An 11,315-nucleotide genomic window follows, 5' to 3' on the forward strand; every position below is an offset into this window, starting at 1 on the left:
CGGGGCGGCTCCGATGAGTCGACCCGCTTTTTTTATTGCGTGATTAAATGGTGATGCAGCGAAAGTTAAGCCGTCATCCACGTTGACGCCAAACGCGTGATGTTTTGTAGCGGAGCGGCGCAGGGACTCGCCCGGTAAATATCGAACGTTTTGCTCGCCGCAACCGGGCGGGCCCCGCGCCGCTACTAAAGTTGATGGCAATGGGCTGGCGCCGCGAGCGTTACTTAAAGCAGACGGATGGTTTTCACGAGGCGTCTGGGGGCGAGTCCGATTACGACGACGCTTTGGTGTTGACGTACATCATCCGCAATGCGTGAAGGGCTTCGGAGAGCATTTTGGATTCGTCGTCGCTGAGATTGCCTTTGGTCTTTTCGCCAAGCATGTCGATCGTATCGATGTAATGTTTGGCAAACGGTTTGTTGACCTTGGCTTCGCCGCTGGCGGGGTCAGGGATCTGGCCCAGCGTCGCCATTGCTTGAGTGAACAGCATCGAGATCAGCACTTCGAACGACGCCGGAGGCGGTGCTTGCATCGCCGCGTTTTCACCCCCCTGTTCCGCTTCATTGATTGCGGGGGCGTCGGCGGGAGGTGCGGTTTTCTCGGCCGTCACCGGTTTGTCGTCGGTGTTCTGCTTTGACGGTTCGCTGTTGTCGCTGTCGGACTCGGCCGCCGCTTTCGCACTGGCGGCCTCTTTTTCTTTAGCGACCTGCTCTTTCCAGTCGCTGTCGACAATGATTTTGGGTTCTTCGGATTGGTTTTCGTCGTTGGGGTCGCTCATGGCAATACCTTTGAAATCGGTGACGTGTCGGGACGTTGATTCCAGTTGTTTCTATCGTTGGCTGACGCTGGGCGCTTCTTTGTTTTCACGCTGCAGACGTCGGTCGACTGCGGCTTGGACGAATCCTGCGAACAACGGATGTGCCTTCAGTGGTTTGCTCTTGAATTCAGGGTGGTACTGAACGGCCACAAACCATGGGTGATCAGGCAGTTCGACGACTTCGACCAATCCGCCATCGGGGCTTGTTCCCGCAAAACGCATTCCGCTGGCTTCAAACTGCTGGCGATATTGGTTGTTGAATTCGTAGCGGTGGCGATGGCGTTCGTCGACTTGGTCGCTTTCATAGGCTTTGCCCGAGATGCTGTGCCGGTCCAATTTGGTGGGTTGGCTGCCCAGTCGCATCGTGCCGCCCATTTGTGTGACGTTTTGCTGTTCGTCGAGCAAGCAGATTACGGGGTACGGTGTGTCTTTGTCGAATTCGCTGGAGTGCGCGGCTTCGAGTCCGACCACGTTGCGGCCGTATTCGATTACGGCGCACTGCATGCCAAGACAGATGCCCAAGAATGGAATGCCGCGCTGGCGAGCAAATTGGATCGCTTGGACTTTGCCTTCGACACCGCGTTCGCCGAATCCGCCGGGAACCAGGATGCCGTGATAGCCGCTTAGTAGTCGCTCGGCGCCCTCGCGTTCAATGTCGGCACTTTGGATTCGTCCCACGCGGATCTGTGCGTGGTTGTGGATGCCCGCGTGATCGATCGCTTCATAGATCGATTTGTAGGCATCTTTGTGCTCGGCGTATTTGCCGACCACGGCGATCGAGACTTCGTGATGAGGGTTGCGAAGTCGGTGTAGCAGGTCGGTCCAAGGCGAGATGTCGAGAGTCGATGCCGGCAGTCCGAGTTTCTTGACGACCAATTCATCGAGTTTGTTGTCGACCAGCGACAGTGGAACCTCGTAGATCGAAAAATCTTTGTCTTTTTCTTCGATCACGGCTTCGACCGGGACGTTGCAGAACAACGCGATTTTTTCGCGATCATCGCGACTGATCGAATGTTCACAGCGGCAAACGAGCACGTCTGGCTGGATCCCAATTTCACGCAATTGGCCAACCGAGTGCTGGGTCGGTTTCGTTTTCAGTTCGTCGGCGGCCTTTAGGTACGGCACCAACGTCAGGTGCATGTACAGGCAGTTTTCGCGTCCCACGTCGAGCGAAAATTGACGGATCGCTTCGAGGAATGGCAGACTTTCGATATCCCCAACGGTGCCACCGATTTCGGTGATCACCACGTCGACGTCGTCGCCACCCATCCGCTTGATCACCGACTTGATCTCGTTGGTGATGTGCGGGATGACCTGAACGGTTTTGCCTAAGAATTGGCCTTTGCGTTCTTTTTCGATGACCGACAGATAGATCTGGCCCGTCGTGTAGTTGCAGTCGCGGGAGAGTCGGCCCGAGGTGAACCGCTCGTAATGCCCCAGGTCGAGGTCGGTTTCGCTACCGTCATCCAGGACGTAGACCTCGCCATGCTGGTAGGGACTCATCGTCCCTGGGTCGACGTTGATGTAGGGATCCAGCTTTTGCATGCGGACCCGCAACCCTCGCTGCTCGAGCAGCATCCCCATCGAGGCGCTGGTTAAGCCTTTGCCAAGCGAACTAACAACGCCACCGGTTACAAAAATGTGTTTCGTCATGGAACGAAATCATACCCAAATGGGAAAAAGACGGAAGTCGTCGCAAAGCTGCGTAATTGCTTTTAGCGAATCCGCTCGGCAAACGCTTGGAAATCGGCTTCGGTATCGATGCCCGGTGCGGCCGATTGGACGCGTGCGACGACGATTCGCTTGCCCGCTTCGATCGCTCGCAGTTGCTCGAGACGCTCGGATTGCTCCAGCGGGCTGGGCGGTTGCTTGGAAAACCACTCTAGAAAATCGCGGCGATAAGCGTACAAGCCGACGTGGTGCCAAAACAGCGGCGGTTCCATCGCCAGCGTTTTGGGGGTAATTCCGCCGCGACAATGTGGCACCGCCTCGCGGCTGAAATAAATCGCGTTACCAGCGAATTGTGGGTGGGCGGGCGATCCGCTGGCCTGCCCTGCCCTGCTCTGCCCCGTTTCGCACCCACCCCCCGTTTCACACCCACTCGCCGCGACGACAATTTTGACGCAGGCCGGGTCGTGCAGCAGTGACTCGCTTCGGATGGGGGTTCCGATCGTGGCGATATCGGCCTGGTCATCGTTGATCAGCACTGTCCCGACAAGGTCCACCGTCGCGGGGTCAATTTCAGGCTCGTCCCCTTGGACGTTGATGAACACATCAAAATCAGGGAATTGGGCGGCGACTTCGGCAATCCGATCGGTCCCACTGGGGCAGTCGACGCGGGTCATCACGCATCGGCCGCCGAACGAGTTCACTTCGTCCGCAAGTTTAGGATCGTCGACCGCAACCACCACGGCGTCGGCAACGCTGGCTTTCGATGCGGCTTCCCAGGTATGACGGAGTATCGACTTGCCCCCTGCGCTGCGAAGCAGTTTTTCGGGGAGCCGAGTCGAAGCCAAGCGAGCGGGAATGACGATCATGCAGCGATTGTTCATCAGGATTCCGAAGTCCTCGTGTTTTGAGAAAATTCATGCTCACGCCCCTCATGATTCCGTCAAAAGTGGGTCAAGGTAAAACGGGGGCGACCTTGCAACTTGGGCGTTTGACAATGATTTGGCAAGCCGATAGAGTCGTCAATTAACGGTGAGCGGTGCCGCAAAGTCAACGGATCTTGGATTTTGCGGAAACAGGGAACTTCGGTGAAATTCCGAGACGGCCCGGCCGCTGTAACGGATGTTGTTCGCAGAGGAATGTCGCTTCTAGTGACGTTTTCGCGAACCGCCAACTTCTCACTCTTTCGTGCCATTGTTCTTCAAATCGCGTTTGTCGCCATCGGGCGTCGGCCAATTTGGGAATGAGAAGGCGGAAGAAGCTGGCATGCATCCTAAGTCAGAAGACCTACCGCGTCACCGGATGCTTTGGAACTCGCTGCCCACGCCGCGATTCTCGAAAAACCTTCTTGGGTGAGGTTAGCGTCACGATCGGACCGTCTCGCTGTGCAAAAGGCGTTTTGCAGTGAGCCGTTGTTGTTGATTTTCCTAGGCATGAATGCTGTCGGCTACCCTCCCCTGCCCTTCGCGTTTGCGAACCCAGCGGTGGACATCCGGCAACATCCACTCGGTCTTTCCCCTTTAAATCGTTGGCGGTACGTCGATGAGGTTCCTCGATTGTGAACGAACAAACCCGCTGTGGGATAGGCTTCCAGTCTGTCATCCGCAGTCGGTTTCGCGCTCACACCTCCATCGATCACGAACCTGCGGTCAGCAACGCGGCTTCACGCTGATCGAGTTGTTGGTCGTGATTGCGATCATCGGAACCCTCGTCGGATTGCTATTGCCGGCGGTTCAGGCGGCTCGCGAGGCCGCACGTCGGATGCAGTGTCACAGTCGTTTGCATCAGATCGGGCTGGGGCTGCAGAACTATCACGCCGCGTTCAACCAGTTTCCCATCGGCGTAATCCAGCCTCGCCCGCTGTGGCTTAACGGCAAAGAGTTCGCTTGGTCGGCAATGATGTTGCCGCAGATCGAACAGACCGCCGTTTGGCAGCAGATTAATTTCGACGTTCCCTACGACGATCCGAAAAACGCCGCGGCCGCAGCATCGGTCATTTCGACATTCATTTGTCCCTCGACACCTCGCAGTGACAATTTGAAAAAAGGTCGCGGCGTGACCGATTACGGCGGCATCTACGGTGAACGAATTCTGACCACCAACAATCCACCCTCGGGCGTGATGATTTACGACCGAGCGATGCGTTTTCGTGACATCTTGGACGGCACGTCGACGACGGTCGTGGTATCCGAGGACGCTGATTTTCCGGATGGCCAATGGATCAACGGAAAGAACTTGTTTGATCAAGCCTTCCCGATCAACAAGGCACCCAGTTTTGAAAACGACATGCGAAGTTTTCATCCGCAGGGTGTCAATGCTGCCTTTGCCGATGGATCGGTTCGTTTCCTCAACGAGAGCATGGATCTGACTGTGTTAGCGGCAATTTGCACGCGTGCGGGTCACGAAGTGGTCTCCGATTTTTGATTTTCATACTGTTTGTAACGTCCTGTGTCGCTCGAGATTGAGCTTCCGCACACGGATAAACTCCACACGATAAACACCTAATATGCGTCAACGTACAAACCAACTTCGCCGTCGCCGCCGACTCACTACCGAACTACTCGAGGATCGACGTTTGCTGGCCGCCGGGCCGTACGCACCTGCGGCGGGCCAATTCGGCAGTACGGCGATCGCGATGGACGATCCCGCGATCATCGCCTGGGCAACCGATTGGAAGCAATACACCCCCGGTACCGAAGTTAGCGCGACGTTCCAGACCCCCGAAAAGGCGTTGGGGCCCGCGGTGGGAACCAGTTTCGATATTGTCTCGCTCGGCCGTGGCGGCGAAATCACGTTGCAGTTTGATATTCCGATTCGCGATGGGCTTGGACCCGATTTTGCCGTCTTCGAAAACAGTGTGACCGACACGTTTCTCGAACTCGCTTTCGTCGAAGTTTCCTCGAACGGTACCGACTTCTTTCGTTTTGATACCGATTCGTTGACAGCGTCGTCCGTTGGTGGTTTTGGCAGCGTTGACCCAACGAACATCGATGGTTTTGCTGGAAAGTATCGGCAAGGATTTGGAACCCCCTTCGATTTGAATGACCTTGCGGGCGTCAGTGCGGATTTGGACGTCAGTGCAATCAGCCATGTTCGGCTGATTGATATCGTTGGCGACGGATCGCAAACCGATTCCAGTGGCGATACCGTTTACGATCCTTATCCGACGGTTGGCAGCGCCGGGTTTGATCTCGATGCCATCGGCGTGATCAACCAAGCACCTTATGTGGTTTCGTCGGTTGGATTTGAGGATGTAGGTCAGTCGCTGACACCCGAGTCGCACTGGAACGGGCCCGTTTCCGGTGGCACAACCAGCGAGGGCCCTTTTGGTGACCAAGTCACCAAGGGGGAATTCACGAGCGACGAGGCTCAGCTGAATAACGCATACTCGCTTGATTATGGTTCCTGGTCGGGTTGGGCGTACTCCAACGAAACCAACACTTCGACCGCGGGGTTCACTAACCAATTCAGTGCTATCACCGGCAGCGGTGCGAATGATTCAGCCACCTACGGCGTCTCCTTTGCCTCATCGACCGGTGACGATGTTGCGAAGGTTACGTTGCCCGAGGATGCGGGGGCGTTGCGGTCGATCCAGATCACCAATACGACGTACGCCGCCTTGTCGATGCAGAACGGCGACTCGTTTGCGAAGAAGTTCGGCGGTGCGTCGGGGACGGATCCTGATTGGTTCCTGTTGACGATCCAAGGAAAAGACGACTCGGGTGCGAGTGTTGGAACTGTCGATTTTTATCTGGCCGATTATCGCAGTGACGATTCGTCGCTGGATTACATCGTGGATGCTTGGACCGAAGTCGATTTAAGTTCGTTGTCCAATGCGAACTCGCTCGAGTTTTGGGTGACCTCGTCCGACGTGGGCGCGTTCGGGATGAATACCCCCGCTTATTTCGCGATGGACGAACTGTCCTTTTTGACCCCAGGAATCGCAGTCGATGTGTTGGACCATGCGATTGTCGAAAACGCCGGTGCCGCTGCGACGACCGGACGAGTGACACGTGGCGAAGATGACTTGTCCGCCGCGATGACGGTATCCCTTTCGAGCGACACGGCCGGATTGATCATTCCGGCGACCGTGACGATTCCCGCAGGCCAAGCGTTTGTCGATTTCGCAATCGGGGTGACCGACAACGACCAAGGCAATGGCGATATTGCGGCATCGATCACGGCAACCTCAGGCGACTTGCAAGCGGTTCGCGAGATCACGATCATCGACGACGAGGTTCCCACCTTGACAGTGTCGGTGGCCGCCGAAACGATCGATGAAGGAACCACGGTCTCTGGAACGCTGACGCGAGTCAATGCGGATACAACCCAAGCATTGACGATCCAGCTATCGAGTTCTTCGCCAACGATCGCTTCGGTTGCTTCGACGGTCACGATTCCAGCGGGTGCCGCCTCGGCGACCTTCGCGATCGCGGCGATCGATGATGATATCGATCATGGAACGACCACGGTTCAGTTCACTGCGACGGCGGTTGGGTTCCTTTCACTGCCAAGTTCGGCGGAGGTGATTGACAACGACCAACCCGCGATTCGGGTGACCACAAACGCAAGCACCTACAGCGAATCCGATGCCGCTGCGACCACTCGATTTGAAGATTTAGGCGTCGGGCTCGGCCCCGAATCCTTCGACAATGGTGCATCCGGAAACGGACAATTCGTCAGCGATGGTTTGACGCTGAACAACGCCTATAACGCCACCTACGGTTCATGGTCCGGTTGGGCGATCTCTAACACGACCGATACAACGACGCCCGGCTATTTAAATCAGTACAGTGCAATTGCGGGCGGCGGCGCGTACGGTTCACGGACGTACGCCGTGTCGTCGGGCTACGCCGCCGACTTGCCTAGCATCACTCGCGACAGCGATAACGGTGTCGGGTTCCAGCAGTTGTCGATCACCAACACGACTTATGCCGCGTTGTCGATGGCCAACGGCGACACGTTTGCCAAACAGTTCGGTGGCGCCGATGGCTCTGATCCCGATTGGTTCTTGTTAACCATCGAGGGGGTGGACGAAGCCGGTGATTCGGTAGGAACGGTCGAGTTCTATTTGGCTGACTTTCGGTTCGACGATCACTCGCTCGATTACATCGTTGACGAGTGGACGGTGGTCGATGTGTCGTCACTCGGCAGCGCCGTGAAGCTCGAGTTTGCGTTGAGCTCGTCCGACGTCGGCTCGTTCGGGATGAACACGCCTGCCTACTTTGCGGTCGACGATATCGTGATCGCCCAGCCGATTGATCCCGCCAACCCGGTTCCTTCCATCACCGTGTCGCGGCAAAAAATGGACTTGTCCGAGCCGCTCGACGTCAGATTGACCAGCAGTGATGCGAGCCAATTGCGAGTTCCGATGTGGGTGACGATTCCCGCCGGACAAGCCTCCGTCGAGGTGCCGCTGAGCATCGTTGATGACATTGTGGTCGATGGCGATGCGGTCGTTACGATCGCGGCTACCGCCGATTCGCTATCAAGTGAAACGACGGTGACCGTCCAAGACAACGATCAGTCGACGCTCACGGTCACGCTCGGGGCGAACGAGCTGGATGAGTCGCTTGGCAATGCCAACGCGGACTTTGAAGACGCGGGACAACGACTGGTCGACAATTCGTTTTACAAAGGCCAAGACGGTGCGGGAAGCTTCCAGTCGGGAGACCTCGTCTTCGCCAATGATTACAATCCGGCCTGGGGGGCATGGTCCGGTTGGGCGTTCTCAAACACAACCGACCAAACGACGGCGGGTTACGCAAACCAGTTCAGTGCGTTTGCAGGAAGCGGAGCGAATGGATCGTCAACCTACGCGGTGGGCACCGGGGCAACCGGAAGCTCGGCGGCAGTCATTCAGAAAAATAGTGACGGATTGTTCGAATCGTTGATGGTCACCAATACAACGTATGCGGCGTTGTCGATGACCCAAGGAGACGCGTTCGCCAAGAAGTTTGGCGGCGAATCGGGCGACGATCCCGATTACTTGTTGTTGACGATCGAAGGATTGGATGCGAGCGACCAGTCGATCGGAACGGTCACATTCTATCTTGCCGATTATCGCTTTATCGATAATTCACTGGACTACATCGTCCAAGATTGGACCCAGGTCGATTTGACGCGAATCGCCGCGGCGGATCGACTCGAACTGTCTGTCGCCTCGACGGACGTCGGAGCGTTTGGGATGAATACTCCCGCGTATTTTGCGGTCGATGATGTGCGTGTCCAACCCGCGGCCGAGCTTGCCGGGCAAGGCATTGTTCATCGCAACGATGATGATTTGTCGAGCCCGCTTGTGGTGACGATCAACGCCGACCCCTCGGGCAATTTGTTATTGCCCACCACGGTGACGATTCCTGCCGGCAGTGCGGTCGCGACGTTCTCGTTTGATGTGATTAACGATGGCGTCGCCGGTGGCGATAGGACGATTGCCGTCTCCGCTGCGGTAGACGGTTACACGTCAGTGCCAGGGCAAATCAGTGTGGTCGATGACGACGAAAAACAGGTCGGATTGTGGCTTGATCAATTGACCTTCGCCGAAGACGCTGGCGTCGGTGCAGTGACGGGCGTGATTTCACGAAATGATGCCAATCTTGACTCGGCTATCGAAGTGTCGCTCGATGTCGGTACCGCCAGCGGGATCGTGTTGCCCACGACCGTGACGATTCCTGCGGGCAGCCGCTCGGTCGCTTTCGCGGGTGACGTCGTTTCGGACGGATTGGTGGGAGAGGATCAAACCGTGACGATCACAGTCCAGGCGGCTGGCTATTTGGCTTCGACCGCCACAATCGAGCTGACCGAAGTGGACCAGCCGGGCTTGTCGATCGAGTTTTCGGCTGCAGCGGTCAGCGAAGATGGCGGTCAAGCCGCTGTTGAATTGACCGTATCGCGAAATATGTTGGACGTTTCGGAATCGCTGCTGGTTTCGCTTAGCGGCGTTGTCGATTCGCGTCTTGATCTGCCCTCCACAATCACCATTCCTGCAAACGAACGTTCGGCATCGATCACGATCGATTTGATCAACAACGTGCGGCTTGACGGTGACCGTGACGAAGAGGTGACGGTTGCCGCCGACGGTTTCGCCGACGGGGTGGCGACAATTCAAATCAGTGACGATGAGGTCGCTGGGATCGAAGTTGTACCCAGCGGTGATGCGACGCAAGTCAGTGAATCGGGGACAACCGACACGTTTGAAGTTCGCTTGACGGCACAACCGACGACCGATGTCGTGCTTACGGTCGCCGAATCCGCCTCGGGTGATTACGCACTCGATAACACGCGTTTGGTGTTCACGAGCGAAAACTGGAATGTTCCACAAACCGTGACCGTGACTGGTGTCGCCGATTTCGTCGTCGAAGAAAACGAGTCCCACTCGATCGTCGTGTCCGTGGTTCCCGAGGAATCCGACGCTGGGTTTGCCGCTGCCGAATCGGCTACGCTGACCTTGTCAATCGAAGAAGTCGCGATCGAGAATATCGAATTGGTCAGCCAAGATGACGTGTTGGCCATTCGTGATCTCGATTCCGCAAACACCTTTGCCTTGACGAATGTGGAAGGCGGATTGCAGTGGGTCGGCGACGATCGTACTCAGCACCTGAGTGTGGATGCTGACGTCGTGGGGGATCAAGCCGTTACGCTCGATTTGGCCGGTGGAAACGACACCGTCACGTTGACCGGTTTGTCGACCTTGAAAATCAATGGCGGCGATGGGTTTGATCGCTTGACCGTGACGCTATCGGAAAGTGAAATCGATCTTGCCGCGTTTCTGGCCAACCAGATCAGCGGTTTCGAAGAGGTCGTGATCACGACGACGGAAGCGAAAGTACTAAGTTTGGATGCCAACGCAATTGCTCAGGCGTTCGGTCCTGGGACTTCGATGGTGCTTCATATCGGCGTGTCGCAACTGACCGCGAATGCCGATTGGACGCTCGCGGACCCGACCTTCGTTTCCGGCGTGTTCGCCCAAGTGCTTCGGTTCGAAGGGGTTGAGATCTTGGTCGTCAGCGATTCGCCGTGGCGAAATTCGCGAGACCGATGGGACGTTAATAATAGCGGGTCGGTGACTGCGTCGGACGCGCTGACGATCATCAACCGATTGCCGCTGCAAGGAGAATCACGTCTGCCGGTGATCGAATCGCTCGCTGATTTTACCGGGATGTATTATGACGTTTCGGGCGACGGCAAGGTCACCGCGCTGGATGCACTGAATGTGATTAATCGTCTGAACAGCACCATCGACACGCCGCCGGCAGAACCCGAAATGGCGACCGCCCTGCCCTTCCCCGCTGCAACGCAGTCTGAAGTGGAACCGTCAGCGGTAACTTTGCCTGCGACGACCTCGACAAGCCGGAGGATACAGGCTGAGAGCGAGTCGGTGGTCGATTCCCCTAATGGCCTTTCGTTTTCGTCCGCTGCGACATCGTCGCAGCACAGCGCCGAGATCATCGATCAGGTGATGCGAGAATTCAGCGGTGATGTTTCGGAGGTCGACGACGAATCTGATTCGCCGTTGGACGCGTTCGATTGGCAATTGCTAGGGTAATTTGCGATGAGTGATTCCACTGCGAATGGCGGTGATAGTGTGGCATCGCCATGCATCGGAACGTGTTCGCTTGATTCAAGTGATCTTTGTGTCGGCTGTTTTCGCAGTCGCATGGAGATCACTCGTTGGTCGAGTGCTTCCGCAGCAGAACAGCAGGCGATTGTGCAGCAGAGTCTGCGACGTCGCCAAGCACACGATCAATCGGCACAGTAGTGTGCAAATGTAGGATAGGCTTCCAGCCCAGGGCTGTAAGGGTATGTTGCTAGGTTAATCCTAGCAGCTTCG

The 11,315-nt window shown here is 56.5% G+C and carries 6 protein-coding genes and 1 riboswitch; of the genes, 3 read left to right on the top strand and 3 right to left on the bottom strand.

The features are described from left to right. Positions 1-271 precede the first annotated feature (271 nt). From ABD971_RS31595 to ABD971_RS31605, 3 genes are all read right to left on the bottom strand, one after another. Positions 272-778, bottom strand: coding sequence for a DUF1844 domain-containing protein (locus ABD971_RS31595; RefSeq protein WP_345327717.1), 507 nt, complete (start codon positions 776-778; stop codon positions 272-274). Positions 779-829: 51 nt separating this feature from the next. Further along, positions 830-2,470, bottom strand: a complete 1,641-nt coding sequence (gene pyrG / locus ABD971_RS31600) for a CTP synthase (protein WP_339936787.1) — start codon at positions 2,468-2,470, stop codon at positions 830-832. 62 nt (positions 2,471-2,532) lie between these two features. Next, positions 2,533-3,369: a 3-deoxy-manno-octulosonate cytidylyltransferase gene (locus tag ABD971_RS31605; protein ID WP_345327718.1), complete on the bottom strand. Its 837-nt coding sequence runs from the start codon at positions 3,367-3,369 to the stop codon at positions 2,533-2,535. A gap of 137 nt (positions 3,370-3,506) precedes the next feature. After that, positions 3,507-3,794: riboswitch (cobalamin riboswitch) on the top strand. Positions 3,795-4,027: 233 nt separating this feature from the next. On the opposite strand from ABD971_RS31605, the gene ABD971_RS31610 reads away from it, so the two are divergent. The 3 genes from ABD971_RS31610 to ABD971_RS31620 all read left to right on the top strand — a co-directional run bounded on the left by ABD971_RS31610 (position 4,028) and on the right by ABD971_RS31620 (position 11,243). Next, positions 4,028-4,909: a DUF1559 family PulG-like putative transporter gene (locus ABD971_RS31610; protein ID WP_345327719.1), complete on the top strand. Its 882-nt coding sequence runs from the start codon at positions 4,028-4,030 to the stop codon at positions 4,907-4,909. An 82-nt stretch (positions 4,910-4,991) separates the two neighbouring features. After that, positions 4,992-11,030: a DUF4465 domain-containing protein gene (locus tag ABD971_RS31615; RefSeq protein WP_345327720.1), complete on the top strand. Its 6,039-nt coding sequence runs from the start codon at positions 4,992-4,994 to the stop codon at positions 11,028-11,030. Positions 11,031-11,036: 6 nt separating this feature from the next. Next, positions 11,037-11,243 (top strand): DUF1289 domain-containing protein, encoded by a 207-nt coding sequence (locus tag ABD971_RS31620; RefSeq protein ID WP_339936792.1) that lies wholly within the window; start codon positions 11,037-11,039, stop codon positions 11,241-11,243. Positions 11,244-11,315 lie beyond the last annotated feature (72 nt).

Origin of the sequence: Novipirellula rosea, assembly GCF_039541335.1 — a bacterium.
In the GTDB taxonomy this organism is placed as follows: domain Bacteria; phylum Planctomycetota; class Planctomycetia; order Pirellulales; family Pirellulaceae; genus Novipirellula; species Novipirellula rosea.